The 25259-nt window shown below is 58.8% G+C and carries 25 protein-coding genes; 9 read left to right on the top strand and 16 right to left on the bottom strand.

From position 1 onward, the window contains the following. Positions 1-5 precede the first annotated feature (5 nt). From ACTV8E_RS15410 to ACTV8E_RS15395, 4 genes are all read right to left on the bottom strand, one after another. Positions 6-644, bottom strand: a complete 639-nt coding sequence (locus tag ACTV8E_RS15410) for a hypothetical protein (protein ID WP_443200071.1) — start codon at positions 642-644, stop codon at positions 6-8. Further along, positions 641-1132, bottom strand: a complete 492-nt coding sequence (pilL2, locus tag ACTV8E_RS15405; protein WP_443200070.1) for a PFGI-1 class ICE element type IV pilus protein PilL2 — start codon at positions 1130-1132, stop codon at positions 641-643. The genes ACTV8E_RS15410 and pilL2 overlap by 4 nt, the downstream gene beginning before the upstream one ends. Before the next feature lie 127 nt (positions 1133-1259). Continuing rightward, a complete protein-coding gene (gene radC / locus ACTV8E_RS15400) occupies positions 1260-1745 on the bottom strand; it encodes a RadC family protein (protein WP_443200069.1) in 486 nt (161 codons plus the stop codon). A gap of 86 nt (positions 1746-1831) precedes the next feature. After that, the gene (locus tag ACTV8E_RS15395; protein ID WP_443200068.1) at positions 1832-2389 is read right to left on the bottom strand and encodes an STY4534 family ICE replication protein; all 558 of its coding nucleotides are present in this window, start codon (positions 2387-2389) and stop codon (positions 1832-1834) included. Between the two features lie 581 nt (positions 2390-2970). On the opposite strand from ACTV8E_RS15395, the gene ACTV8E_RS15390 reads away from it, so the two are divergent. Together ACTV8E_RS15390 and ACTV8E_RS15385 are read left to right on the top strand one after the other, a co-directional pair. After that, a complete protein-coding gene (locus ACTV8E_RS15390) occupies positions 2971-4062 on the top strand; it encodes a calcium/sodium antiporter (RefSeq protein WP_443200067.1) in 1092 nt (363 codons plus the stop codon). Positions 4063-4354: 292 nt separating this feature from the next. Beyond that, positions 4355-5398 carry an IS110-like element ISPpu25 family transposase gene (locus ACTV8E_RS15385; protein WP_322947599.1) on the top strand — a complete coding sequence of 348 codons (1044 nt, stop codon included), beginning with the start codon at positions 4355-4357 and terminating at the stop codon, positions 5396-5398. A 308-nt stretch (positions 5399-5706) separates the two neighbouring features. Here ACTV8E_RS15385 and ACTV8E_RS15380 read toward each other — a convergent pair whose 3' ends face one another. From ACTV8E_RS15380 to istA, 6 genes are all read right to left on the bottom strand, one after another. Continuing rightward, positions 5707-6267 (bottom strand): hypothetical protein, encoded by a 561-nt coding sequence (locus ACTV8E_RS15380; RefSeq protein WP_443200066.1) that lies wholly within the window; start codon positions 6265-6267, stop codon positions 5707-5709. Positions 6268-6711: 444 nt separating this feature from the next. Beyond that, a complete protein-coding gene (locus ACTV8E_RS15375) occupies positions 6712-7359 on the bottom strand; it encodes a GNAT family N-acetyltransferase (RefSeq protein ID WP_015278138.1) in 648 nt (215 codons plus the stop codon). A 100-nt stretch (positions 7360-7459) separates the two neighbouring features. Beyond that, positions 7460-7939 (bottom strand): YqhA family protein, encoded by a 480-nt coding sequence (locus ACTV8E_RS15370; RefSeq protein ID WP_274089663.1) that lies wholly within the window; start codon positions 7937-7939, stop codon positions 7460-7462. A 315-nt stretch (positions 7940-8254) separates the two neighbouring features. Further along, a complete protein-coding gene (locus ACTV8E_RS15365; RefSeq protein WP_443200065.1) occupies positions 8255-8629 on the bottom strand; it encodes a hypothetical protein in 375 nt (124 codons plus the stop codon). A 35-nt stretch (positions 8630-8664) separates the two neighbouring features. After that, positions 8665-9468: an IS21-like element ISPst3 family helper ATPase IstB gene (gene istB, locus ACTV8E_RS15360; protein WP_013983804.1), complete on the bottom strand. Its 804-nt coding sequence runs from the start codon at positions 9466-9468 to the stop codon at positions 8665-8667. Beyond that, positions 9461-10960, bottom strand: a complete 1500-nt coding sequence (gene istA / locus ACTV8E_RS15355) for an IS21-like element ISPst3 family transposase (RefSeq protein ID WP_023444720.1) — start codon at positions 10958-10960, stop codon at positions 9461-9463. Before istA ends, istB begins: the two co-directional genes overlap by 8 nt. 174 nt (positions 10961-11134) lie before the next feature. On the opposite strand from istA, the gene ACTV8E_RS15350 reads away from it, so the two are divergent. After that, positions 11135-11755, top strand: coding sequence for a tyrosine-type recombinase/integrase (locus ACTV8E_RS15350; protein ID WP_003245850.1), 621 nt, complete (start codon positions 11135-11137; stop codon positions 11753-11755). A 635-nt stretch (positions 11756-12390) separates the two neighbouring features. Here the strand turns inward: ACTV8E_RS15350 and ACTV8E_RS15345 are convergent. The 3 genes from ACTV8E_RS15345 to ACTV8E_RS15335 all read right to left on the bottom strand — a co-directional run bounded on the left by ACTV8E_RS15345 (position 12391) and on the right by ACTV8E_RS15335 (position 15717). Further along, positions 12391-12852 carry an alpha/beta hydrolase gene (locus ACTV8E_RS15345; protein ID WP_443200064.1) on the bottom strand — a complete coding sequence of 154 codons (462 nt, stop codon included), beginning with the start codon at positions 12850-12852 and terminating at the stop codon, positions 12391-12393. Positions 12853-13702: 850 nt separating this feature from the next. Further along, positions 13703-15052 carry an ATP-binding protein gene (locus tag ACTV8E_RS15340; protein WP_443200063.1) on the bottom strand — a complete coding sequence of 450 codons (1350 nt, stop codon included), beginning with the start codon at positions 15050-15052 and terminating at the stop codon, positions 13703-13705. After that, positions 15049-15717, bottom strand: a complete 669-nt coding sequence (locus tag ACTV8E_RS15335) for a response regulator (RefSeq protein WP_443200062.1) — start codon at positions 15715-15717, stop codon at positions 15049-15051. Before ACTV8E_RS15335 ends, ACTV8E_RS15340 begins: the two co-directional genes overlap by 4 nt. Before the next feature lie 167 nt (positions 15718-15884). On the opposite strand from ACTV8E_RS15335, the gene dsbD reads away from it, so the two are divergent. The 3 genes from dsbD to dsbG are packed head-to-tail and all read left to right on the top strand — an operon-like array spanning position 15885 to position 19257. Continuing rightward, positions 15885-17651: a protein-disulfide reductase DsbD gene (gene dsbD, locus ACTV8E_RS15330; protein WP_443200061.1), complete on the top strand. Its 1767-nt coding sequence runs from the start codon at positions 15885-15887 to the stop codon at positions 17649-17651. Then, positions 17648-18484: a prolipoprotein diacylglyceryl transferase family protein gene (locus ACTV8E_RS15325; protein WP_443200060.1), complete on the top strand. Its 837-nt coding sequence runs from the start codon at positions 17648-17650 to the stop codon at positions 18482-18484. Before dsbD ends, ACTV8E_RS15325 begins: the two co-directional genes overlap by 4 nt. Positions 18485-18486: 2 nt before the next feature. Further along, the gene (gene dsbG / locus ACTV8E_RS15320) at positions 18487-19257 is read left to right on the top strand and encodes a thiol:disulfide interchange protein DsbG (protein ID WP_443200059.1); all 771 of its coding nucleotides are present in this window, start codon (positions 18487-18489) and stop codon (positions 19255-19257) included. Positions 19258-20085: 828 nt separating this feature from the next. On the opposite strand, the gene ACTV8E_RS15315 is transcribed toward dsbG, so the two are convergent. Both ACTV8E_RS15315 and ACTV8E_RS15310 read right to left on the bottom strand, forming a co-directional pair. Next, positions 20086-20673 (bottom strand): glutathione S-transferase family protein, encoded by a 588-nt coding sequence (locus tag ACTV8E_RS15315; protein ID WP_443200058.1) that lies wholly within the window; start codon positions 20671-20673, stop codon positions 20086-20088. Further along, positions 20670-21098: a VOC family protein gene (locus tag ACTV8E_RS15310; protein ID WP_443200057.1), complete on the bottom strand. Its 429-nt coding sequence runs from the start codon at positions 21096-21098 to the stop codon at positions 20670-20672. Before ACTV8E_RS15310 ends, ACTV8E_RS15315 begins: the two co-directional genes overlap by 4 nt. Positions 21099-21211: 113 nt before the next feature. On the opposite strand from ACTV8E_RS15310, the gene ACTV8E_RS15305 reads away from it, so the two are divergent. Continuing rightward, entirely contained in the window at positions 21212-22114 is a 903-nt protein-coding gene (locus tag ACTV8E_RS15305) for a LysR family transcriptional regulator (protein WP_273536699.1), read from the top strand. Between the two features lie 422 nt (positions 22115-22536). Continuing rightward, positions 22537-23466, top strand: coding sequence for a malate dehydrogenase (locus ACTV8E_RS15300; RefSeq protein ID WP_273536701.1), 930 nt, complete (start codon positions 22537-22539; stop codon positions 23464-23466). 105 nt (positions 23467-23571) lie between these two features. On the opposite strand, the gene ACTV8E_RS15295 is transcribed toward ACTV8E_RS15300, so the two are convergent. Further along, the gene (locus ACTV8E_RS15295) at positions 23572-24396 is read right to left on the bottom strand and encodes a sterol desaturase family protein (RefSeq protein WP_443200056.1); all 825 of its coding nucleotides are present in this window, start codon (positions 24394-24396) and stop codon (positions 23572-23574) included. A 254-nt stretch (positions 24397-24650) separates the two neighbouring features. Between ACTV8E_RS15295 and ACTV8E_RS15290 the strand changes: the two genes are divergently transcribed. After that, the coding region (locus tag ACTV8E_RS15290) for a LysR family transcriptional regulator (RefSeq protein ID WP_443200055.1) at positions 24651-25259 on the top strand (609 nt) is incomplete at its 3' end.

Here is a 25259-nt window from a genome sequence, read left to right as displayed (position 1 = left end):
GCACCTCAGGGCAGGGCCAGGGTCTGGTCAGGCTGACCGGGGGAGGCGAAGACGGCGGCCTGGCGGTCGAGGCGCTGCAATGTCCAGGCACCGAAGCGGTCGCCACTGCGCAGCAGACGCACCTCCTTGAGCGTCTGACTGCCAGCCGGTGCGACCGCCAGAAAGCGTTCGGGACCGCGCAGCTCAAGACCAATCAGCAGGGGCAGCGCGGGCAGTGCGAGGGCAAAACGCGCTGGCGCAGGGCGAGGTGCTGGCTTGCGAACGGCGGCGGCCGGTTTGGGCGGCTGGGCGGAACGGGTTTCCAACTGCTCAATGCGTCGGAACAGAGTTTGCCAGCGCGGATCTTCGGGAGGGTTCAGCAACGCCGTTAGCTGAGCCTGTTGGACGGCGAGGCGCTCATCAAGCTGGGCGTGTTCGCGGTTCAACGTGGTCAGCTGGTTGGCCAGTTCATCCAGCTCGATCTGCAGCTGAGCCTGGGTGAATCGCAGCGCATTAAGTTCACCCTGGAGGGTTAATACCTGGGTAGCGTCCAGCTGCAGCCGTTGCAGTGCATCCAGACGCTGCTGGTGATAGAGGAAGCCACCGCCGATCATTACCCACGTACCGACGCCCAAAAGGGCGGCAGCCCAGTACCGGGATTTCATGGGCGGTCTCCTGTGGATGCCTGTGATGCCTGGGTATCGAGGTCAGCGCGTAGGTGGAAACACACCTGCCGCTCGCGGTCATCAACAGTGAGCTGCCAGGCCGGACCTCCGAGCAGTTGCAGTGCCTGTTTCAGGGGAAGGGGGCCGAGCTGGTAGTGAGCTGCCGGCAGGGCATGCCGATACAGTGTCGGCCCATCGCTCGGCTCCGCGCAGAGGCTGTAGCCGGTACGTTGCAGCAGATGCCGCAGCGCCTCGCCCACGGTCGGGTTCAGGCTGGCGGGGATGCGGATGTCGATGATCTGGGCGATCAGATCGTGCTGTGCGGGCAGCGGCTCGGTGCTGACCCTGGTGTAGCGCCCCTGGGTAATTCGCAGCGGTGCGCGCGTTTCGGCGTTGGCGGTCGGGGCGCTGCTCGCTTCCGGGACCGACTGAGCGGCGCAACCGGCAAGCAGGGTGATGACTGACACAAGCATGAGCTGATGAGACATGGGCAGGTATCCGTAGGGAAGGCCTGACGTTGGCAGATCCCGGCAGGTCTGGCATGCGAAAAACCGAAACCCGTTACCTCGCTTTTATGCCACGCAGACAACAACGGCGCCCGTGGGCGCCGTTGCGTTACAGCCAGCCGTATTCGGCCAATGAAAGGGGACGGCCTGCGCCGACGATGAAGTGATCCAGCACGCGCACATCGACCAGGGCCAGCGCGTCCTTAAGGCGCTCGGTCAGTTGGCGATCCGCCTGGCTGGGTTCACTGCAGCCGGAAGGGTGGTTGTGGGTGATGATCAACGCGGCGCAATTCCAATGCAGCGCACGCTTGACCAATTGCCGGGGGTACACGCTGGCGCCGTCAACGGTGCCGAAAAACAGCTCCTCGAATGCAATCACCCGGTGGCGGTTGTCCAGAAATACGCTGGCGAATACCTCATGCTCGTGGCCGGCCAGTTTCAGTTTCAGAAAGTCCCGTACATCCTGAGGCGAGTACAACAACGGTCCACGGGTAAACATGCGTCGATCCAAGATCAGCGAGGCTTCCTCGATGATTCGGTCCTCCTCGGTACGCTGCAAATCCTCGGTTTCCACCAGACAAAGGGGTGCGTTCATGGTGAGTCTCCTGCGAATGGGGGCAGGAAACACCGCCCTGGCAGGGTGATGATCCTGCCAGGGTGGGTATGGGTAAGACTCAGCCGTTACGTCGTGGCTGCTGTTTTGGTCTTGGAGCTACTGCGGGCGCGCTGTCGGGCGGGCTTGGGTTTCGGGGTGGGTGTCGGTGCGGACTGCTCAGGTTGTGGTGCGATTGCTTCCGCCGGTTCAGGCTTGCTGGGCTCGACAACCGCTTCCTGAGGACGCGGCTCGGCTTTGTAGACCAACTGGCCGTCAATCTTGATCCAGCCCAGATACAACAGGCGGGCTTTCAGGCTTGCGCCTGGCTGACGGGTCTTCTCGCCTTTCTCATAGAGGAACGGATCGACCCACAGGTCGCCGATGCGAAACGCCACCAGCACTTTCTTCTGAGCATTTACGGCATCCCAGCAGCGTCGCACCAGGCGTTCGGCTTCCGCGCCGGATACCTTGCAGTCGAAGCGGGTGTATTGAGCGGCATCAGCCGGGCCATACAGCGCGGCGATATCGCAGGCCATAAAACCAGGCCCACGACGTACCTGGACCTCGCGAATGCGGTTCAGGTAACCGATACCGCGGGCGTGCAGATCGAAGTACTTCGGTTCTTCGGAGGTGTTCTGTGTCATGACGATTCTCCAGGATGTGTGGGGGAATCACCCCGTAGGGATGAATCCCATCGGGGGCAGACAGCAGGAAGCGAAGATCCAAAGCGGATCCCATGGCGGTGTTAGAAGGGCGGGCAAAGGCCTGCAGTATGAAAGTGGCGCTCATCACCGAAGTGACCGTGCGAGCTGCCGAGCGCTGTTCGCACTGGGGTTGACCAACCCTTGCGGGCATAGCCTTGAAGGTCGTGGCTATCTGGCTTGGCCGTCAATGACGGGGCTTGCCCGAGGGACTTAAGCAGCGGTGCTCAGGCGCGTCAAGAAGGCTCAAATTCGAGGTCTTTGCTTACGGCTGAGGATGGATGGCATTGGTTTTTGATGGACAAGCAAGCGCTGCGCTCTTGTAGTAAGAGGCAGAAACCGGCCAGAAGCAGCCAGTGCAGATTATGTGCGGGCGGTCATTAAATCGAAGGGGCTGCACTGCGCCACGTAATGACTAGGTAACTATAGCCGTAGATGGCCACCGCGCCTTATAATAGGGTGATCTAGTATGTGCCTACACCTGCAGAGCGCTGGATCTCCCTCACTTTTGGAGCACCCGTTCCGTGAACTTGATGACGTTTGTTTATTTGATAGCGGGTCTGGTGCTGCTTGTCACCGGTGCCGAAGTGCTGGTGCGCGGCGCAGCCAAGCTTGCGGCTCAGTTCGGCATCCCGCCGCTGATCATCGGTTTAACCGTGGTTGCCTTCGGCACCAGCGCGCCTGAGACGGCGGTGAGTATGCAGGCGACGCTGAATGGCAGCGGCGATATTGCGATAGGCAACGTGGTCGGTAGCAACATCGCCAACGTATTGTTCATTCTCGGCATCACGGCGTTGATCGCTCCGCTGATTGTCTCTCGTCAACTGATCCGGCTTGATGTGCCGATCATGATCGGCGCCAGCCTGGTCACCTATGCACTGGCGTGGGACGGCACGCTGAGCCGTTTGGATGGCTCCCTGCTGTTTGCCGCAATAATCGGCTACACGCTGTTTCTGATCATAAGCAGCCGCCGTGCAAACGCCAAAACCACTCCGGATGACGAGTTTGCCAAAGAGTTCGCTGTCGACGCGCACCCCAAGCGTTACTCCAGTCTCATCAACGCTGGCTTGGTAGTCCTTGGTCTGGTTTTGCTGGTGGTCGGCTCCAACTTCCTGGTTGCAGGTGCCATATCGCTGGCGCGTGCGCTGGGACTGTCAGAACTGGTGATCGGCTTAACCGTGATTGCCGTGGGCACCTCGCTGCCGGAACTTGCCACCTCAATACTTGCCGCCATTCGCGGTGAACGGGACATCGCGGTGGGCAACATCGTCGGTAGCAACATTTTCAATTTGCTGTGCGTGCTGGGCTTGGCGGCGCTGGTCGCACCGCAGGCCATTGGGGTGGCGGACAGTGCCCTGGCATTTGATTTTCCGGTGATGATTGCAGTGGCACTGGCGTGTCTCCCTATATTTTTCACCGGCTACAGCATCAACCGGTGGGAAGGTCTGCTGTTCCTGGCCTATTACGTCGCCTATACGACCTACCTGGTGATGGCGAACACCGACGGGCCGTTCGCCGATACCTTGGGCGATGCAATGATCGGCTATGTTTTACCGCTGACAGCGGTAACGTTGCTGGTAATTGCCAGCCAGGCTTGGAAAAGGCAGCGAGTTTAAGCGGCGTTGCACACGCCGCTCACGCCAAGCCAGTACAGCCTTTGAGATGCAAACTCAGCCCCCTCTGACTGTCCGCTTGGGACCTGTTTCAGTCATTCGTGACGGGCAGAAACGGCCAGAAGCGGACATTCACAGTGACTGAGGAATGAGGGGCGGGTCACTTTTGCTCGGATAACCTAACGTTGGAATTCAGCGGCTGCCGTAGGCAGTCCGCTGGAATGCTGTAATGGACTCTCCCCGCGCCACGGTTCTATACCTAGAACTGCGGTGACTGATCATTGGGAGAGACGTTATGAAGCGAATTGCGGTTGATCTGGCCAAGTCCGTTTACCAAGTTGCCGAGAGTGTCCGTTCCGGCCATGTGGTGCAGCACAAGCGGCTGAACCGAGAGGCGTTTAGGCGATATATACAGGAGCAAGCCGAGCCGGTCGAGTGGGTGATGGAAGCCTGTGGCACGGCTCACTACTGGGGGCGTGTCGCGCAAGCGCTGGGCCACCGGGTAAAACTGATTCATCCTCGTTATGTACGGCCCTATCGTCGTCGCAACAAAACCGACCGTAACGACTGCGATGCCATGCTAGAAGCCTCGCGTTGCAAAGATATTCATCCAGTTCCGGTGAAAACCCAGGAGCAACAGCTGTTACAGCAACTTCACGGTATGCGCGAAACCTGGAAGAAGAGTCGTACCCAGCGCATCAACCTACTACGCGGTATTTTGCGCGAGGCGGGTATCGAAGCCCCAACTGCTACCGCCGCGTTTATCCGTGCCGCTCATGAATTAGTTGAGCGTCCAGAGATCGCGCCTTTGAGTCATCAACTGCATATCGTCCTGGCGGAAATTAACCTGCACGAACAGTGCATGGTCGAGTGCGAACAGCAACTTAAGCGCTGGCATGCCGACGATGAAGTGGTACGTAAACTCGATGAGGTCAGCGGTATTGGTCTGCTAACCGCCAGCGCCCTGAAAACCGCAGTAGGCAAGCCTGAGCGTTTCACTAATGGCCGCCAACTCAGCGCTTGGTTGGGCATGACACCGCGTGAATTCAGCAGCGGCGACCGACGTAAACTGGGCCACATCAGCCGACAGGGCAACGTCTATGTGCGCACCTTATTGATCCACGGTTCGCGAGCGGCCTTGCTGGCTGCACAGCGATGTAAGGCCCGCACGCCGGAGAAACTGACCCAGTTACAACGCTGGACCGTCGAGACAGCGGCACGTATCGGTCACAACAAAGCAGCTGTGGCGCTGGCCAATAAATTGGTAAGGATTTGCTGGGCTGTGTGGTGCAACGAGCGGCGTTTCAGTGGCGACTGGCAAAGCGTAAAGCCCGCCTGACGGCGGAGTAATCAGCACGGCGTGATGGTTTTCTTGTGGTTGTGGTGAGCAGCAACACTGTCGAAACAGGCGAGTCCTGCAACGGAATAAGGCCGATAACAATCATGATCTTCGTGATCGATTGAACGCTTGGCCCCCGCTGCGCGAACTACAGAGTGGCCAGGGCGGTAAAGCCCAAAACAGGCCGGATATACGAATGCAACCGCGCTGACGACAGGGTTAGGAAAAGCTTTGCTCACTGCTTGTGGGGAGAGTCCATATATGACTTGTTAGGCAACAACTCCACTGCCTATGGGTTTATAGCGGATTTACTTAGGTTGGTACTCCAATGATGAATGGTGAAGGTTAATGCGCAAATTTCCCGCATCGTCTTTAACGTAACCCCACGTTTTGTCAACGGTAGTCACTTTCCCATTTTTATCTGTGAAGTGAACTTTCCCCATAGTAATTGCGCTATTGCCATCAAGAAAAATAGCAGAAGTGACAGGCTCACATTTTTTCCAGCCTTTTAGAGCAAAACCTGTGTCGGCAGGGAAGGATGGGTCACCGCCAACGAAATAAGATAGCGCACCGGCACGTGTGGGGCGAAATGTTTGAGGGTTCACCGTGAGCGTAGGCTTAAAGAGTACTGCGCCCATTTGGTAGGCGTAAGCGGAATCTATGACTTTCTCGGCCAATGCTCTCGCTGCTACTTTTCCATCCTTTTCGTATGCGGCGTTGATATCAAGAAGAGCAGCACACCATGCTTGCTGAGCTGTTAATGCTTCCTTCTCTATTACTGCCTGATTTACAACGATGGGCTCGTTTGCGTTCGCAATATTTGAGGTAAGTGCGACTAATGCTGTTAATGCTACAAGTTTGACTTTCATAGTTGGGAGACCTCTGGGTTGAAAGAATTGGATTGTTGCGTGTTTGACTGTGCCTAACGTTCAAATTGAGGGGCTGGCCGCCACGAAACGTGAACGGAGCCCCGAAAGTTCAAGAAACCGCAGGCCGTAAAAGAACGCTTATCGGCCAGTCCCTCTCGAATGTAGGGTTAGGCCGGAGAATGGGCGCACAGGCGAAACAGCGACCAACCCCAGCGCCACTTTACACCGCGAAACGTGAAGCCGCCACGGACAAAAAACCACCGAAGCCGCCCCGCCTGGCCGTCACCGCCGCCCGGAAAAACAGCGGCGGTTACGAAAGGCAGGGCCAGGTTTCGCCATCTTCTGAGGATGTGATTTTATATCCGTTTCGCTCTAGCACTAGCAAGGCAGGAATGAGAGTATTTGCTGCAGCTGAAATCTTCATGTGTTTGCCTAACGCCGCAATCACCCGCTTGTCGGGTGCATTGCTTTGTTATGCGCTTTCTCTGCAAGTGCGTTGATCGCACATTCATCTAACCGGGCACGCCGTACCTCTTCGAATATCCGAGCGCCCGAGCGCTCGTAGAAGCTCCTTCCTCGATCATTGTCGGTAGCCACGATCCAGTCAATACGCCCGCAGCCAGTATTCTGAGCGAGGATACACAGCTCTGAGAGTAGAGCTTCGCCCACACCGCTTCCCCGGAACTGCGGATAGACAAACAGATCGTCTAGCCAGATGCCAGGCTTGGCAATGAACGTGGAATAGATACTGTAGTACGTCGCGATACCCACGGCCTCGCCTGACTTCATGGCCAAGAGCGCAAACGCCTTGGGTTGTTCGGAGAAGAAAGCTTCCTCAATGTCAGCTTCCGTAGATTGAAGCGAATTCAAACACCCATCGAATTCCGCTTTTCCTCGAACAAGGTCGAGTATCGCAGGAACGTCCGCTTTTTCTGCCTTCCTGATTTCAATAATAAGAGTACCCTCTCTATGGATGCGCATAACGCCGCCAACACGCGCAGCTTTGTAGTGAAGGCGAAGCCGCAACCGAAATGGTGTCGCTATGCTTGGATTGGTTAGTGGCAGACGCCCGTGACGTTGGCTCTTGCCCAAAGCAGGCTCCCATGAAGCGTTGGCCGCCTACATTCTCTGCGGAGTGGTTGCCTCTCTAGTTCAGGCAACCAGCAGGTGACGTCTAACCGCGTGCTGTGCATCAGTCTTTCATATTCTTCCACGCGAATACCGAGGCCAAAATAATGATACCGATGGCAGCACCAAAGTATAACGTAGCGATCGTAGCGCCAATCTCTACCGCCTGCTCAAGGAACAGAACCACCAGTATCACAACAGCCACTTGGCTTACTGTTATCTTCAAATCATGGAAGCTCTTAATGTCCAGAGGGTTTTGGGATTCTCTGTCATCATCAGACACCGGACGGATGAACAGACGATACAGGTTAACCGCCATGATCTGAAAAGTAATAGCGATCAGCAGGAGATCCAACAGCTTCAGGAGGCGAACCGCGAGGCTCTTGCCGTCGCCAGCAGAGACAGGTATATCACGTACTACATCCAGTGCGGTATTCCAGATTATGTTAACCGAGGCACCATACAAGAGCAAAGATGACACCGCACAGATAACGACTGCCACCCACACCATAAACCGACTACTTCTGAAAACTCTCTCGATCATAATTTCTCCGGGCCGCGTCACAACGTCAGTTACAGACTCACAATTTTCTCTTAGTCGGTTTCACCGGACCATCTACTATCTCGTTAATCAACCTCTAGATTGTGCTTTCTACGGCGTTAGCCGAACACTGGAGCTGTCGGATTACTGCTGGATTACTTCAAACGTTCGTGACCCTGACATGACCTGGAGAAAAGCCACTAACAGTGATTAGACCGAACGCTCGACTAATACGCAGCCTAACATTTCGCTAACAATGTTGACTTTTCTCTTGCGGATCAGTGTTTTATGCATCTTTCACTCCCTTCTGCTGCGACGTTATATCGAACGCGGTATAAGCCAGTTATAGCCGAATGCGGCATAAGCCCGCGCTTCACAGCATGTCGCCAAAGCTAGCAGGAATGAATGCTTGTGTGAGATAAGCAAGGCATCCATGCCGCCGAAGATGGGACTGCGCGTGAGCAGTTGTTTCCATAATGCTTTTTCTGCTGTTGATTGCCAAGAAATTAGTGGCCGCTTCTGGCCGGTTAGCGATGTTGGCGCTGATGGAAAATTGACCCACCCTGCCGATTGAAATTTGACCCAGGGCGGATTGCTGATTTTGTTACCAGCAACTGTGGATAAGTCTACCAGCGCAGCTGCTTTTGAACCCACTCCCTCGCTGTCCCAGTTCAGCTGTTGAAGACCTGCCACATGCAGCCATGCAGCAGGCCGTCGTCACCATGAAATCAGAACGACTCATCGTCCTCCGGTTCCTGGCCGCCCTTACGCTTTCGCTCCCGTGATTTGATCTTGGCCTGGGCCGCCAAGCTACTGTGTTGCAGGCGATAGGACTCGTTACCGGTTTCGACGATGTGGCAGTGGTGGGTCAGCCGATCCAGCAGGGCGGTGGTCATCTTGGCGTCGCCGAACACGCTCGACCATTCGGCGAAGCTCAGGTTGGTGGTGATCACCACGCTGGTGTGTTCGTACAGCTTGGACAGCAGGTGAAACAGCAACGCACCGCCAGCCTGGCTGAACGGCAGATAACCCAGTTCGTCGAGGATGACCAGATCCATGCGCAGCAGTGCCTGGGCGATCCGCCCGGCTTTGCCGTCGTGTTTTTCGCGCTCCAGCAGATTGACCAGATCGACCGTGGAGTAGAAGCGCACGCGCTTGCCATGCCGGGTGATGCCGGACACGGCCAGCGCGGTGGCTAGGTGGGTTTTACCGGTGCCTGGCCCACCGATCAGCACCACGTTCTGCGCGGTGTCGGTAAAGGCCAGGCTGGCCAGCTCGCTGATCAGGCGTGCGTCGGCGCTAGAGGCGTTGAAATCGAAGCTGGCCAGATCGCGGTGCATCGGCAGCTTGGCCATGTTCATCTGGTGGCTCACCGAGCGCATGGCGCGATCTGTGTGCTCTTGTTCCAGCAGGTGTTCGAGCAGCCACTTGGACGAGGCTGTGTTCGACTCACCCTGTGCAGTTAACTCCGCCCAGGCCGTGGCCATGCCGTGCAGGCGCAGCTCCTTGAGTTCCGCCATCAAATCACGCATGACCGACCTCCTCGGCCTGGCCACGCAGGCGGTCGTAGCGCGCCGTGTTAGCGACGGGGGCTTCCTTGAGCGACAAGTGGGTTTCGACGCTGGGTGGTGGTTCGGTCGCGGCCAGGCGCGCCACGACATTGAGGATGTGTTCGGCGCTCAGGCTGCCGCTCTCCAGTACCAGCTCAACGGCTACCAGCACGGCATCGAGCCCGGCGACCGGTACGGCAGCCAGAACTTGCGCCATGATCCGGTCACCGCCGGCATGACGCCCCAGACCGTGCTTAAGCTGACGCAGCGGCGCCGGCAGATCAGCAAAGGGCGCGCCGTTGCGCAGCGCACCGGGCTTGCGTTCGATCAGCGGGAGGTAGTGCTGCCAGTCATAGCTGACCTGGTCGCGATCCAGCAAGCGGACATGGCTGGCGATCAGCGCGTCGTCAGCCACCACCTCGATTCGCGTCGGATACAAACGGCTGCTGACCCACTTACCCGCGTACTCACACGGCACCGAGTAGCGGTTGCGCCCGACGCTGACCAAGCAGGTGCTGGAGACCCGCGCAGGCCGCTCGACGTAACCGTCGAATGGCGCTGGCACAGGCATCAGTTCAGCGCGCTCCAACTCAAGCACTTCGGCCACACTCAGCCCGCTGTATTGAGGGTGCGTCAGCTCGTTCCAAAGCGCGCGGCAGCGCTGGCCCAGCCAGGCATTGAGTTCCTCGAAGGAGTGAAACTGACAGTCCTGGGCGTCTAGCCAGATACGCCTGCGGCTGTCTTGCACGTTCTTTTCAACGATGCCCTTTTCCCAACCAGCGGCGACGTTGCAGAAGTCCGGATCGAACAGGTAATGCGCGCACATCACCGCAAAGCGTGCATTCACCGCCCGGCCTTTGCCCTTATTGACCTTGTCGACGGCGGTCTTCATGTTGTCGTAGATGCCCCGGCGCGGCACGCCGCCCAAGGCGCCGAACGAGCGTGTATGGGCGTCAAATAACATCTCATGGCCCTGGCTCGGATACGCCACAAGCCAGAACGCACGGCTGGCACACAGCTTCAGATGTGCCACCTGCATACGCCGGTAAATGCCGCCGACCAGCAAGCCTTCCTCGCTCCAGTCAAACTGAAACGCCTCGCCAAGAGCAAAGGTCAGCGGCACAAAGGCCTGCGACGCCTTGCCCTGTCCCCCTCGCCAGGCACGGATAAACGCGGTGAGCTGGCTGTAGCCACCGTCATAACCATCGGCTTTGATTTGCGCCAACAGCGCCTTGGCACTGCGCCGCTGTTGCTTGGGGCGCAGCGAATCGGCTTTTAGCGCCTGCTCTAGCGTGACGTGAAAAGGGCTGAGTTTGTTAAAGATCGCGCGGCGTTGGTACACCGGCTGCTTGGCCTCAGGTGCTCTGACCCACTTGCGAATCGTGTTGCGCGCCAGCCCGGTGCGCTTGGCTATCTCATGCAGCGACAGCTTGTCGCGGAAATACATCCGCCGAATTTTGCCCATCATTTCCATACTGATCACCCTGTGTTCTCCTGCTCAAAAATTGAGCAGAAGCAGTTGAACACCTGGGTCAGTTTTCAGTCGGCAGAACAGCCTCTACTGGGTCAGTTTTCGGTCAGCGGCAACAGGTTAGCGACCACTTCTCTGGCTAGCCATGCTTGTCCTCCCACATGTGGAGGACTTGCCATGAACATCACTGCTACCTGCACCCGCCGGCCCTGGAACAAAGGAAAGTTGGTCGGACAGAAAACCCCGCTCCGGCTGAGAGATATCTGGGCCATCCGAGTAAGGCTTCAGCTTGCAGAACGAACCCGGGATCTGGCTTTGTTCGATCTGGCCATCGACAGCAAGCTTCGAGCCTGCGACTTAACCAAGCTCCGTGTATGCGACGTTGCTCATGGCGAGCATGTGTCATCACGAGCAATGGTTATGCAGCAGAAAACGAAGCGACCAGTGCAGTTCGAAATTACTGAGCAAACACGGTCTGCTCTCGCGGCCTGGATACACCAAGCCCAGCTCCGTAGCCAGGACTGCCTTTTCCCGAGCAGGCTGCACACCTCAGACCATCTATCCACTCGTCAATACGCTCGTATCGTCAAAGGCTGGGTGCAAACCATTGGCCTTGATCCGGCCATGTATGGCACTCACACAATGAGACGTACAAAGGCATCACTGATCTATCGCAGGACAAAGAACTTGCGGGCCGTTCAACTTCTGCTTGGCCATACGAAGCTGGAGAGCACCGTTCGATATCTTGGGATTGAGGTCGACGACGCCTTGGAAATGGCAGAGCAGACCGAGGTTTGACCATGTATAGCGACGGTCGAAGTCAGGCCGTCGCTAACCGGCCAGAAGCTGCCCGTCGACGAGGGGCGTGATCCGACATAGCCGTTTCGAGCAGGAAAAAGCTCAGCACTGGGGCCAATCCATTACAGCGGTCAACGGCACGCCAATGACGCTACGCTCTGTCGCGGCCTATTACTCGTGGTGTGATGCAGGCTTTTCAGAAATTCCAGTTCCTTGCGTATGACCTCGCTGAAGACAGGTTCAAAGTAAGGCTCGAAATGGTTGGCTTTGACCGTTTCTACTGTGATGTAGGCATTGTTTACTTTGCTAATTGCGGACGCTACAAAGGGGGCGACCGTGTCTTCAGTGGCTCCTAACAGTAAAATTGGAACCTGAATTTCCTTCAATCGTTTGAGCGGGCGATAGGGGCCTATTGTCATCAGGGAGCGCGCAGCGACACGGTTATCATACTTGCGCCCCACACTGCGCTCAGCCAGTTGCAGTGCCGTATTGGCATCTCCCTATCCATTGAAGAAAAAGCCCCAGGTTTGCTGACAACCGGAATATAAACCGGGCGCCCAGGTTTAATCAGATCGATCAAACTGCAAAATGCGAATCTCATTAAGCGGAGGGCAGGCACTGCCAGTACCGCAGCCCTACCATCCAGCATGGGAACCTGGGCGATGACCCCGGCCAGTTCGGGGTGATCTGCGGCAAGCTCTACCGCATTTCCACCGCCGAGCGAAGACCCCCAAACCACGATTCTGGCGGGGATCAATGCTTGGATGGGACTTGAGAAATGCGAGCGCGGCATCTGCGTCCCGCATGCGCTGACGAACCGAAATGGTCTGCCGGGGAAGCCCGGCACTCTCGCCCCAGCCGCGGTAGTCGAAAGTCATGACCACATACCCGACACGGGTGAACTCTTCATAGAAAGGCACCGTTAGTGCGTTCTGGATGCCGCCCCATCCGTGCACCATAAGAATGGCTGGCCTTGCTTGCTGGCTGTTGTCTGCCGGCCGGTGCAGCGTGGCTGCACACCAGACACCCTCAGAATAGAAGCCTGTCCGTTCACTGTGGCACGTAAGGTTTTCAGGGCTATGTCTGAGTTTTTCCATGGTGCGGCTCCAAGGGCAGGGTTAACTTGTGTGGCATTTAAGATGTAACCCTAGCAGCCTTGGATGCGGTCAAGATTGGCCTGAACGACCCTGGGGAGCAGGCGGCATGGCCAAGAATAAACATGACATTGATCTCTTCAGGCGTATTGAAGAGGAGATGCAAGGTCGCCCTTGCACCCGCCAGTCCGTCTGTTTGCAGTCCACCAAGTACAGGAGAGGATAGATTATTTATTGGGATGACTGTCCTTTCCTGGCCGGCCGCTTTGGGGCCAGAAGCTGCCCCTCGACTGGCAAGGATCCGATAAATAGCTCGTTTCGTGCAGGAAAAAATGGAGCTCTGTTCTCTTCCCCTTTCGTTCCTCTGAGGGTGAGATAGACGCCACGCGAATACGGCTCATATAGTCGGCGCTTTTGCAGAGCTTTGAATTCTAAAGATTTAGATTTCTGATCTTGTGGAATAAGGTCGGAGCTATGTAACGCTACCGTTATCTGTTAACGTGCATTCCATCTAATTATATTCCAAAAGCGAGAACGTGGTGAAACAACTAATCGAGACAATCTCAAAATAGATTTCAACCGTGGAATCGCTCTCTTAGCCGTCGTCGGCTTTGGCGTATTTTCCTTATAAAATTTTTTGTTCACATGAAGAAAGGTTTTGGAATATTCAATGTAAGAATTACCGGAATTGCCATCATTGCCACACTAGCCTGCATCCTTGCAGTACTGAATCCTGCTATCGGAAGTGCATCTATTGGTATTCTCGGTGCAATTATGGCTACATATTTGGCTGCGGAGCAAAGGAGTATTGTGTGTGGCATATGCGGCGGCGCTGAATAAGCGCGCGCCCTTATTACCGACTCGTGCGTCCTTGTTCATCGCTCGCCAACGGAATGACCAGTGCCGCAACCAGGCCGCCCTCCGGGCGCGGCGTCAGGTTCAGGGTGCCGCCAAACCGTTCCAGGATGGCGCGCACGATCGAGATGCCCAGGCCGGCGCCGTCCTGGCGTTGGCGGCCCTGATCGCCCCGCCAGAAGCGGCGGCCGATCTGTGCCACCTGTTCCGCGTTCAAACCGGGGCCGCGGTCGGCGATGTCGATACGACAACGGTGATGCGCGGGCTCGACGTGCACGTCGACCTCGATAGCGTGCGGGGAATAGCGCAGGGCGTTGTCCACCAGGTTGCGCACTGCGGTTTCCAGCATCGAGCGGGGCATGGGTGCGGCTGCGTCCGGGCCGGTCGTGGACAGTCGTAGGCGGCCGGGCGCGGCGTGGTCGATCTGCATGATCACGCCGGCTACGGCCTCCAGCACCGACTCACAGCGGTCCGCCGGAGCGACGGGGGCCTCGGTGCGCGCAAGGATCGCCATCTGATCCAGGGTATGTCGCAGGCGCTTCACGCCTTCTTCGGCATTGCTGAGCGAGGCCTTGGCGTCGTCACCTTCGGAGAGCCTGGCGACCTGCAGGTGGGTGTCGATCACCGTCAGCGGCGTGCGCAGCTCATGCGCCGCGGCATCGGTAAAGGCACGCTGGCTGGATAAGGTCCGGGACAGCCGCTCGAGCAGCCCATTCATGGCGTCCAGCACGGTGCGCAGCTCCGCGGGCGCATGGGCCACGGCCAGAGGCGTGGTGTCGTCGATCTGCCGGGCGCGCAATTGCTGGCGCAACCCGTTCAACGGTGACAGCCCCCGGCCGATGCCGATCCAGAGCGCGATCAATCCGCCGAAGAGGGCAACCAGGAAGGGCACGCCCACTGCGGAGAGCAGGTCCTTAATCAACTGGTTTCGCTGGTCCAGGCGGTCCGCCGTCGTGATCTGGTAGCCGCCAGCGTGCAAGACATAGATGCGCCATTGCTCGCTTTGCACCTCACGGGTCGTGAACCCGGCGGGAAGGGCGTCGAACCCGGCATGCTGGCCGCTGGTGGTGCGCGCCAGGATTTCCCCGCGCAGCGTGCGTATCTCGCATTCGATGCCTTCGCCGCCACCGACCTGAACGGCATCGGCGAAATCGGCAGGCGTGGAATGAGGGGACAGCGCCGTTCGTTCCAGCAGACCCGCCACCATGCGCGCCGACATGGCGAGCCGGCCATCGAGGGTACGTTCCAGGTTGGCTTCGGCGCCGCGCAGCATCCAGCTGGCGGCGGCGGCCCACAACACAACGATCGCAATCCCGGCGATCAGAACGGCGCGCAGGCGCAGGCTCATGGGGAGGGTCTCCAGCCGAGGCGATAGCCCAGGCCGCGCGCGGTCTCGATTGCGGCGCTCCCCAGCTTGCGGCGGATGTTGTGGATGTGAACATTCAGGGCATTGCTGCCGATCTCCTCGCCCAGTCCGAACAGACGCTCATTCAGCACCTGCGGCGTGACCCAGCGACCGTCGGCATCGGCCAGGTGCGTCAGCAGATCGATCTCGCGGCGTGACAGGGCAACGGATTCGCCGTGCAGCCAGGCAAGACCGCTCGCGGGTTCCAGGCGCAGCGGGCCGGCCGCGACGACTTGCGCGGCGCGTCCCTGGGTGCGTCGGACCAGGGCGTGCAGGCGGGCGGCCAGTTCCCGCAAATCGAACGGCTTGACCAGATAGTCGTCGGCGCCCTCGTGCAGCCCCTTCAGCCGATGCTCGATGGCATCGCGGGCGGTAAGGATCAGCACCGGCAGGTGGGGTTCGACAGCGCGCAGCGTGGCCATCAATTCCATCCCATCGCGGTCGGGAAGGCCCAGATCGAGCACCAGCGCATGAAAGGTTTCTTCCAGGTGCGCGGTCTCCGCCGCCTGCGCGGTGCGTACGTGATACGCGCCGATGCCGTGCTTGCTCAGCCCCGCCACGATGCCCTTGCCGATCAGCTCGTCATCTTCCACCAACAGCACACGCATCCGGGTTTCACCTCCTCTGGACCAGGCGGCATGGTAAGCCACCGAGTCCCAGGGTGTTAGCGACTCGGCCCGGCGGTCGCTTTAGTTTCGCTTAATCGAACCCACGCATGATCCTCCCGACTTTCTAGGAGGATTCTGATTTGTCCCGGTATCGAAGCGTTCTCGTAGTGTTCCTGTTGTGCTGCGCCAGCATTGGCAGCGTCTGGGCAAGTGGTGGCCTGTTCGCCTGGGACAAGCGCGCTCCTCAGTTCCTGGATGCAGACCAGGTCTTTACGCTGGCGCCGGTCCGGCAGGAGGGCGATGTGCTCACGGCCGCCGGTCTGGTTGCCGAGGGTTACTACCTCTACCGGCACGCCATCCGCCTGGTCGATGCCCAGGGTGGCGATATCCCCCTGGACCTGCCCTTGGGCGCGCCCAAGCACGACGAGTTCTTCGGCGATACCGAAATCTACACCGGGGATACCCTGCGGTTGCGCTTCCCCGCCGCGACCGCCGGGCCGCTGACGCTGCACTGGCAGGGATGTGCCGAGGACGGTATCTGCTATCCGCCGCAGACGCTCAGCGTGGCGCTGCCGGCGGGTGCCGCAGGGGCCGGCGTGACGCCGCTAACATCGCCCGTCCCGCCAAGCGCCGCCCTGGCGGAGGATGTGGGGGTCGCGCGCCAGCTCGCAGCGCTGGGGCCCGTCGCCGGGACGCTGCTGTTCTTCGGCTTCGGTCTGCTGCTGGCCTTCACCCCCTGTACGTTGCCGATGATCCCGATCGTGTCGTCCATGGTTGTCGGCAGCCAGGCCGCCCCCCGGCGGGCCCTGGGTCTGTCCCTTGCCTATGTGCTGGCAATGGCGGCGGCCTATGCGGTGGTCGGTGTCATGGCCGGTCTGGCCGGCGCCAATCTCCAGGCCGCGCTGCAATCGCCCTGGCTGCTGGGGGCCTTCGCCGCCTTGTTTCTGCTCCTGGCCAGCTCGCTGTTCGGCCTGTTCGAGCTGCGCCTGCCGAGCGTCCTGGTGGACCGCCTTTCGTCCTCGGGCGCAGCGCAGGGCGGCAGCCTGGGTGGCGCCGCGGCGCTGGGCGTTCTGTCGGCGCTGCTGGTCGGCCCCTGCATGACCGCGCCGCTGGCCGGAGCGCTGCTGTATATCGGGCAGACCGGCAGCGCCCTCCACGGTGGGCTGGTGCTGTTCGCGCTCGGTCTGGGCATGGGACTGCCCCTGCTGGCGATTGCGCTGTTCGGTGCCCGGGTCCTGCCGCGCCCCGGCCCCTGGATGGAACGGATTCGCATCGCCTTCGGCTACCTGATGGTCGGCATGGCGATCATGATGCTGGCGCGTTTCCTGCCCGCCACGATCAGCCTGGCCCTGTGGGGTTTCTGGGCCCTTTCCGTGGCGATCGGACTGATTGCCTGGGCGCAGGGACTGGCCGCGCGTCAGCGCCTGGCATGGACGGTACGGGTCGGTGCGGCCATTTCCGGCGTGTGGTCGGTGCTCATGCTGGTGGGCGCGGCCTCGGGAGGCGACTCGGTGCTCCAGCCGCTCACGCACCTGCGCGGGGTCGAGACGGCGTCGGCGGCCACGCGAGTGAACTACGTTGCGGCCAAATCCATCGAGGACGTGGACGCGCGCCTGGCGGAAGCCGCCGCCCGTGGCCAGTGGACGCTGATCGACTTCTACGCGGATTGGTGCGTGAGCTGCCATGTGATCGAGCGAAACGTCTTCGGCGATCCCGCCGTCGCGGCGCGGTTGGTCAGGATGCAGGTGCTGCGACCCGATGTGACGCGCAATGACGCGACGGATCAGGCCCTGCTCAAACACTGGGGCGTCATGGGGCCGCCGACGCTGATTCTGGTCGGCCCGGATGGCCAGGAGCGCCGCGCGTTGCGTGTGGTGGGCGAGATCAGTGCCCGCGACTTCCTGAATCAACTGCTGGCGGCGGGCATCCGATGATCAGCGCTGGCCCTTTTTCGATCCAGGTGGTCATCCTCATTGTCGCCGTGCTGTTGGCCTGGGTGACAACGCGCAAGGTCGCGCAGCGACTGCCCGACACACCCGCCGGGGAGGCCGGCAGCCTGCTGCTCGACGCTGTGTTCTGGGGCCTGGTGGCCGCACGGCTCGGCTACATCCTGCAGTGGTGGAGCGACTATGCCGAGTCGCCGCTGTCGATGATCGCCATCGGCGATGGCGGCTTCTCCGGGTGGAGCGGGGTGCTCGGCGGCTTGGCCTATGCCGGGTGGCGAACCCGCACGAGGCCCCCGTTACGCCGCCCGTTGCTGGTGGGCAGCGCCGCCGGCGTGTTGGGCTGGGCCGCCGCGACAGGTGTGCTCGGCCTGATCCAGCTCGCGGTGGCGCCACCCTTGCCCGATCTGCAGTTGAACCGCCTAGATGGGGACCCCGTGGTACTCAGCGAGTACACCGGGCGGCCGGTGGTGGTCAACCTGTGGGCCAGCTGGTGCCCACCCTGTCGTCGCGAAATGCCGGTGCTGGAGCAGGCGCAGTCCCATTACCCCGGCATCGCCATCGTCATGGTCAACCAGGGGGAGAGCGCTGCCCAAGCCCGCGATTTCCTGGCGCGCGAGCAGCTGACCTTCCAGGAGAACCTGCTCGATCCCGCCGGCCGCCTCATGCGGGACATGGGCGCGCGCGGTCTGCCCACCACCTTGTTCTTCGATGCCCAGGGCCGGCTCGTGGACTCGCACGTGGGTGAACTCACCCGGGCGAGCCTGCGGGACACCCTGTCACGCCATTTCCAGCCCCTCACGATCAATACCGCCAAGGAGTGACCATGTTTGTACCGCGTTCGCGCTTCCCGAGCCTTTTCTCCGCAACCCTGCTGGCGATGGCGTTTCTGCCGGCGCAGGCCGATGACCAGCCCGCAGCGCTGCAGATGCTGGAACGACAGGGGCTGACCATCGCCCAGGAATTCGACGTAGGTGGCGGCCTGCGGGCGTTTGCCGCGGCCGCGGGCGACCGACCCGTTGCGGTGTATCTGACTGGCGATGGCAACGTCATCGTCGGCACGCGCCTGGATGCCAACGGCGCCGCGCTCGATGAGGCGACGCTGCAACGCCTGGTGGCCAAACCCATCAGTGACAAGGCATGGGCCCAGTTGGAGGCCGCGACTTGGGTCCAGGACGGCAGCGCCGACGCGCCGCGCGTGGTGTACACCTTCAGCGACCCCAACTGCCCATTCTGCAACCGCTTCTGGAAGGCGGCCCGACCCTGGGTGGACACCGGTAAGGTTCAGCTGCGGCATGTCATGGTGGGCATTCTCAAGGCGGACAGCCAGGCCAAGGCGGCGGCGATCCTCGACGCGTCCGATCCGTCCGCGGCCCTGCAGCAGAACGAGCAGGCCTTCGACCGGGGGGGAATCACCCCGGCCAAGCGCACCTCCGACAAGGCGCGCACGGCGCTGGAGGACAACCAGATGCTGATGATGAGCCTTGGGTTCCGCGGCACTCCGGCCATCCTGGTTCGCGACAGCGAAGGTCTGGTCCAGAAGTACAACGGCATGCCGCAGCCGGCTGCGCTGGCCGAGATCATGGGGCCGCGCTGAGGCCAATCGATGCGGCCCTCTTCCATGATGGAACAGGTCCGCATGGCCGAACGACGTTACGCGGTGGAGCAGGGTGGCGCTGAGTAAACGCCAGGCCCGAACGACAGATCGGGACCTGCAACCTTTCAAGGAGGTTAGCGCGGGTGGTGCGAGCGGCCCATTCCCTCCGCTGGCAAAGGATTGCTGCCTTGCTGCGCCCCGTGCTCCACCCATCGCTCTCCCTTTTTTCAAGAGCCGTCCCGCGCCAGGGTGCGGGTTAATCGAATGCACGCGAATACGGGGTGGTGCGGAAGGGGAGCGGTAAGTGTTTGATTAAAGGGGGTCGTCCTTTTGCAGGGAAGATCGTGTGCGGAGTTATACCGAATCCACGGTTATTCGTTAGCGTGGATTCCATCTAATCACTGTTAGATTGCACTTAGGACAATTGGATGTTCGAAGCATCCTAAAAATGTAACGGAGCAGGATGAATGCTCTGAGCCGTGTGAGCTTTCAGAGCTATTAGAAAGAATTGCTTTTCGTGGGCTCTTTACCTCTTAGTGATAGATATCAGGGATAAGTGAAATACAAGTTAGGAATTCTTTCGATATTCCCATGCGAAGGCATGAAGTCGCTTAGAGAGACAGGTGCTAGATGTATAAGACTAACAAGCTGCTGCCGGATAAATTTTCTGCTGCGCTCCAAACTTGCCGTAGAGCACGGCGCGTTGATCCCCAGGTCTGCTTTGGCTCAATAGCGGCCTGTCCGTCTGCTCGCTTTGAAAGCGCCATAAGCGGCCTAGAACACGTTTCGAGGCCGCTTCCGAGAGGAGCGTTAGCCATCAAGCACTGATCAGGGCTTGGCTAGATAACCGGGCAGTTCCTCTATCCGCTTAATCCAACCTTCAATGTGGCTGTACGGTTTTAGATCCACATCGCCTTCCGGGGCTAGCGCGACGTAAGGGTAGACCGCGCAATCCGCAATAGTGGGCCGACCAATCGCGAGCCAGTCATTTCGCTCTAGGTGTTTGTCGAGTAGCGACAGAATTACTGTCGATTTCGCTAGAGCCGCTGATTTGTCTAATAGGTAGCCAAACTTCTGTACCAGCCGCGCAGCACAAAGGCTGTGCTCAATTTCATTGGCGGCGAATGAGAGCCATTGAACGATTTCAGCTTGACCTTGAGGATGGTCCGGCCACCACGCTAGACCACCGTATGCGCCAGCAAGGTAGACAAGGATGGCCTGTGAATCTCGGACAACGTGCGATCCGTCCTCCAGGATAGGTAGCTGACCCAAGGGATTCAGGTCTGAAAGCGGCGGCTGTTTGTGCGCACCGCTCACAAAATCCACTGAATCTATTTCAAGATCGATGCTGGCTAGAGAAGCAAAAAGCCTCACCTTGTAGCAGTTCCCGGACGCTTCGAGATCGTACAGTTTCATTTCGCACCTCCATCGACGAGCTGATTGAACTCAAGGACGTTGCCATCGGGGTCGCGGATGAAAAGCGCGACTCTTCTGGGGCCGATGTGATGCGGCCCCTCCGTGATAGTGATCTTTTGCTCACTCAACCAGCCCTCAAGTGCCTCGAGATCATCGACAATGAAGGCGGGGTGCGTCATGCCAGGTAGCTTTATTGGAGCATCCAGCAGGACGTTGTGAGAATTGGGCACGCGAGCGCCATTGAAGATCAGATTTATCCGAACACCGTCCGGACTGAGCATTTCATTAGCTTCGTGCAGCGGAAAGCTCGCACTTTCCACGAACCCGAGTGCCTGGTAAAAAGACATCGCTCGGTTTTTGTCGCTGACACGAATCCCGATATGGTCATATGAAAGGATTCGAGTGGGGTTGGGTCGTTGGCTCATGTGTTGAACTCCGGGTGACATAAGTCCCTGAAGTCTCAGCTAGAGTGCGCGTTTTACCTATGCCGCGAACCTGACAATACCTTTGCAGTAATCGCACAAATCGAAAGGTGGTAATGGACAGGCTCAAGGCTATGGCCAATTTCGTTCGAATCGTCGACTGCGGTAGCTTGAGTTCCGCCGCTGATGCGACAGGCCAGTCCGTAGCATCGCTCGTGCGCTCACTAGCGGCCTTAGAGCGCTACTTGGGGGTTCGATTATTGAACCGCAGCACTCGGCGCATGGCCTTAACCGATGAGGGCGAAGAATATCTAGCCTGGAGCCGCCGCATGCTCGCCGACTTCGACGACATGGAGCAGCAACTGGAGGCCCGTGATGGCATCGCTAGAGGCCTGCTTCGCGTGACAGCCCCAGTGGAGTTCGGGCAACGCTATGTCGCCCCTATTGTGAATGCCTTTCTCAAAGATCATGGAGAAATGGTGGTTGATCTGGGACTTAACGACCAAGTGGTCCCCTTGCTTGATGAACGCCTCGATCTTGCGCTACGCATCGGACTTCTTCCTGACTCGTCCATGGTGGCGCGGAAAATCGGCGCAACTCGGCTCATAACCTGCGCAAGCCCAGATTACCTTCGTGTCGCCCCTGCTATTGAAAGTCCAGGATCGCTGCGGCAGCACGCTTGCATCACGTTGGCCTCACAAGGGCGACACTGGTACTACCGACACGAAGGAAAAGAGCTGGCTGAGGAAATCGCTCCGAGGTTGGTATGTAATCAGATTCGAGCCGCTAGCTTGGCTTGCGTACAGGGCGTAGGCATTACGAGATTGATGCATTATCAAGTTGCGGATGAGCTTGCTGACGGTCGCTTGGTTAGGATCCTAAAAGAATTCGAACCAGCGGATATACCGATTCATTTGGTTTATCCGCACTCCTTGCAGCTCTCGCCGCGTGTGAGAGCGTTCGTCGAATGGGCATCCCCACAGCTAGAAAGATTCGTGCCGAATCCAGACGGTGACTAGTGTCCGACTCGGGCCGTTCAGACGTTCGTAAAGGGCAGTTAGCGAACCCAGTGCTGCCGATGGCGTCTGGTGTTAATCGGCCAGCAGCCTTTCGCGGCAGGCCGCTCTCGACCAATTGGGCCGGGCGAAGTCGCCCGGTCATGCCCATAATGGCGGCGTGCATGGCAACGAGAATTGGTTGCCCGGGTGCCGCTCGGGCGTATCGCCAATACCACAGCGATCGATCCCTGATGACCTGAGCAGTCCGCTTCACTGTTCGGTCGATGGGGTTTGGCAGAGGCTGAAGCTATGCCGCGCTGGGCAGGCGAAAAGCAGGTACAACGACTAAGGCCACCTTCGGGTGGCCTTTTAGCGTTTGGGGGTAATACTTCTCTGCACAGGTGGGCGTGTTGCTGGTGGCGCGAGCCGCAGGGAGGAGTGAGGTGAACAAGCTATCAATTGTAGGTGCCGGTTTGGTGGGTGAGGCGGCGGCTCAGATCATCGCCCGGGAAGAGTCTTGTCGTGAATTGATGTTGATTGATGTGCAGGGTGAATTGGCACAGGGCAAGGCGCTGGACGTCTGGCAGGCGGCAGTAGAGTCAGGTTCTGATACCCGGGTTTACGGAGGGTCAGATGCCGAAATGCTGCAGGATTCTGACCTGGTGGTCATTACGGCGGGTGTGCCCCGCAAGCCTGGGCAGTCGCGTCAGGATGTGTTGAGTATCAATCTGCCAATTCTCGATACCATCATGCGGGATATTAATCGTCATGCTCCGGAGGCGACGGTGTTGGTGGTGTCGAACCCGGTCGACGTGCTGACTTATCGGGCCTGGAGTCTCAGTGGACAGGGGCGCGACAGGGTGTTCGGTCAGGCAGGGGTGCTGGATACGGCGCGCATGAAGTGTTTCATTGCCGAGGAGACAGGGTTTTCCGCTCGGGATATCACGGCGCTGGTGCTGGGAGGGCACGGCGATAGCATGGTGCCGCTGATGCGATACTGCGCGGTCGGTTCGGTGCCGTTGTCTCACTTCCTGTCCAGTCAGCAGATTGAGCGGATTGTGGAGCGCACACGTCAGGGTGGCGGCGAGATTCTGGGATTGAAGAAGGTGGGGAGCGCCTGCGATGCGCCGGGCGTGGCCATTGCGCAGATGGTGGATGCTATCGCCAATGGGCGAAATCGCATTTTGCCGGCGGTCGCGATTCTCGAGGGCGAGTACGGGCGAACAGGGATTGCCATGGGTGTCCCCTGTGTGCTGGCAGACAAGGGGATTGTGCGCGTGATCGAGTTGCCTCTGGATGCACAGGAGCAGGTTATGTTCGACCACTCTGCAGATCATGTGGTGCGTGATATTGCTGAAATGAATGCATTGTGAGCGGGGTATGCGAGGGGGCTTTGGGGCGCGAAGAGAATCGTGTCCTCGGGTCACGTGCCGAGCAACTGGAACAATCCTAACCAAGCTAGGCTGCGCAGAAGCGTATTAACGGGGCTCCAGCGTGCGAGTGAATCGAGTTTTCATCGAAACCGTACTGCATTCGTAGGTCATGAACATGACCAGGCCGTATCTCCCGCGCGCCCGCGCTTTCCAGCGCTGTCCTGGAACGTATTCGATGACATCCCAGAGTAGATGGCCGGCGCGGCCGCCTGTGTATGCAAAATGGGCTCCGGCAGAGAGGACACCGCTGGGGCCTTTGATAGACACCGAATAGTGATGCCATTCGTGCCAACGTGTCGGAACGGCCAGATAGCTCAGCACCCGTTCTTGCGAACGGTTGATATCGATATGGTGCTGCATGGAGATCATCTGGTTGTCTTCTTCATGCCCCTCTTTTTCCCAGTAGAGCGTCCCGTATATCCAGTCCCAGAGTGGAAACACGATGTTGAAATTGAATGTATGCATCAAGTCGCGAGCGTGGTGCAGTTCGTGTAACCGCCGCATATGGCGGACCCATGGCAGCTTCGAGAGGGGGTGTTGTTCTGGAAGGTGTTCGCAGGCATGCAATGTTTCGTAGGCGAGATAGCCGAGCAGCAGCGTTCCGCTAAAAAGGGCTGCCACATTGGTATTCCAATGGCTCAGCACCCAATAACACGCCAGGGTGATCGCTGCAAACACGACTATCAGCCAGGCCGGGAACAAAATAACCCGCCAATCTCTGGCGCCTTCATAGCTCATCTGTCCGTAAGTGAAGAAGCTGTGGTGATCGCCGGTATGGCGTTGATAAAACATCTTGCTGAAACGACGTTTGACGTGCCCCAGATTTTTATGAATTTTGTACTCGCCCCAGTTTTGAAGGAGTAGTGCCACCGGCACCGCCAGCCACTCCCAGGACTTGATGCCCTCGGTCCGACTCCAGAGAAATGCGATGCAAAGCGCGCCGAACAGAAAAACAAAGCCGCCAGCAGCCAGGCGCTGTAGCGGGGATTGATGCTCGCGCGATACCGCGCACGAAAGCCGGTCGTATCGAACTGCATATCCGTATCCATCCAGTCGAGGAATTGACAGGACAATATTGCACGAAGCATTATTTTTCTAATGGATATTAACAAAGAGCTTTATTCGTGATTACGAATATGCGTCAGATCGATTTGAACCTGCTCCTGGTGTTTGACGCACTGATGCAGGAGCAGAACCTCTCACGAGCTGCCGTGCGGTTGCACCTGAGTCAATCAACCGTTAGCAATGCTCTGGCTCGCTTGCGCATTCAGCTCGGCGAGCCGCTGTTCCAACGCACCTCACGAGGGATGGTGCCCACCCCGCAGGCGCAGGCCATCTATGGGCCGGTTCGCCAAGCGTTGCATTTGCTGCGTATCGGACTGGGGCCACAGGAAGAAATTGATGTCGAAAGCGATTTAACCTTTCGGGTGTCGATGAATGACTATGCGCAGGCAGTGTTTCTGCCAGGAGTGCTTTCGAGGTTGCATGCCGTAGCGCCGCGGTTGGTGCTTTCTGTGCACTCGGACGATGCGGACATTTTGGTCAAGCGCCTGGGGACCGGCGAGTTGGATCTGGCGATCGACTACTTGCACTTCGACGACGACGAATTGAGATACGAGCCATTACGTGAGGAAGAGCTCGTGGTTATTGCCAGTGCGAATCACCCCAAGATCGAGGGGCAATTGACCCTATCGCAATACCAGAACTCCTATCACGTCTCGGTTCATCCCCGT

It is taken from the genome of Pseudomonas sp. B392_1p, assembly GCF_052245235.1.
GTDB lineage: Bacteria > Pseudomonadota > Gammaproteobacteria > Pseudomonadales > Pseudomonadaceae > Serpens > Serpens gallinarum.
The sequence above is the reverse complement of the archived record's forward strand: the minus strand, read 5'-3'. Positions and strand labels throughout refer to the sequence as shown.

Excerpts from the sequence above, each read along its gene's own strand:
- ACTV8E_RS15410 (WP_443200071.1), bottom strand. The coding sequence starts at position 644 with ATGAAATCCCGGTACTGGGCTGCCGCCCTTTTGGGCGTCGGTACGTGG.
- pilL2 (WP_443200070.1), bottom strand. The coding sequence starts at position 1,132 with ATGTCTCATCAGCTCATGCTTGTGTCAGTCATCACCCTGCTTGCCGGT.
- radC (WP_443200069.1), bottom strand. The coding sequence starts at position 1,745 with ATGAACGCACCCCTTTGTCTGGTGGAAACCGAGGATTTGCAGCGTACC.
- ACTV8E_RS15395 (WP_443200068.1), bottom strand. The coding sequence starts at position 2,389 with ATGACACAGAACACCTCCGAAGAACCGAAGTACTTCGATCTGCACGCC.
- ACTV8E_RS15385 (WP_322947599.1), top strand. The coding sequence starts at position 4,355 with ATGAAGCGAATTGCGGTTGATCTGGCCAAGTCCGTTTACCAAGTTGCC.
- ACTV8E_RS15380 (WP_443200066.1), bottom strand. The coding sequence starts at position 6,267 with ATGAAAGTCAAACTTGTAGCATTAACAGCATTAGTCGCACTTACCTCA.
- ACTV8E_RS15370 (WP_274089663.1), bottom strand. The coding sequence starts at position 7,939 with ATGATCGAGAGAGTTTTCAGAAGTAGTCGGTTTATGGTGTGGGTGGCA.
- istB (WP_013983804.1), bottom strand. The coding sequence starts at position 9,468 with ATGCGTGATTTGATGGCGGAACTCAAGGAGCTGCGCCTGCACGGCATG.
- istA (WP_023444720.1), bottom strand. The coding sequence starts at position 10,960 with ATGGAAATGATGGGCAAAATTCGGCGGATGTATTTCCGCGACAAGCTG.
- ACTV8E_RS15350 (WP_003245850.1), top strand. The coding sequence starts at position 11,135 with ATGAACATCACTGCTACCTGCACCCGCCGGCCCTGGAACAAAGGAAAG.
- ACTV8E_RS15345 (WP_443200064.1), bottom strand. The coding sequence starts at position 12,852 with ATGGAAAAACTCAGACATAGCCCTGAAAACCTTACGTGCCACAGTGAA.
- ACTV8E_RS15340 (WP_443200063.1), bottom strand. The coding sequence starts at position 15,052 with ATGAGCCTGCGCCTGCGCGCCGTTCTGATCGCCGGGATTGCGATCGTT.
- ACTV8E_RS15335 (WP_443200062.1), bottom strand. The coding sequence starts at position 15,717 with ATGCGTGTGCTGTTGGTGGAAGATGACGAGCTGATCGGCAAGGGCATC.
- ACTV8E_RS15325 (WP_443200060.1), top strand. The coding sequence starts at position 17,648 with ATGATCAGCGCTGGCCCTTTTTCGATCCAGGTGGTCATCCTCATTGTC.
- dsbG (WP_443200059.1), top strand. The coding sequence starts at position 18,487 with ATGTTTGTACCGCGTTCGCGCTTCCCGAGCCTTTTCTCCGCAACCCTG.
- ACTV8E_RS15315 (WP_443200058.1), bottom strand. The coding sequence starts at position 20,673 with ATGAAACTGTACGATCTCGAAGCGTCCGGGAACTGCTACAAGGTGAGG.
- ACTV8E_RS15310 (WP_443200057.1), bottom strand. The coding sequence starts at position 21,098 with ATGAGCCAACGACCCAACCCCACTCGAATCCTTTCATATGACCATATC.
- ACTV8E_RS15305 (WP_273536699.1), top strand. The coding sequence starts at position 21,212 with ATGGACAGGCTCAAGGCTATGGCCAATTTCGTTCGAATCGTCGACTGC.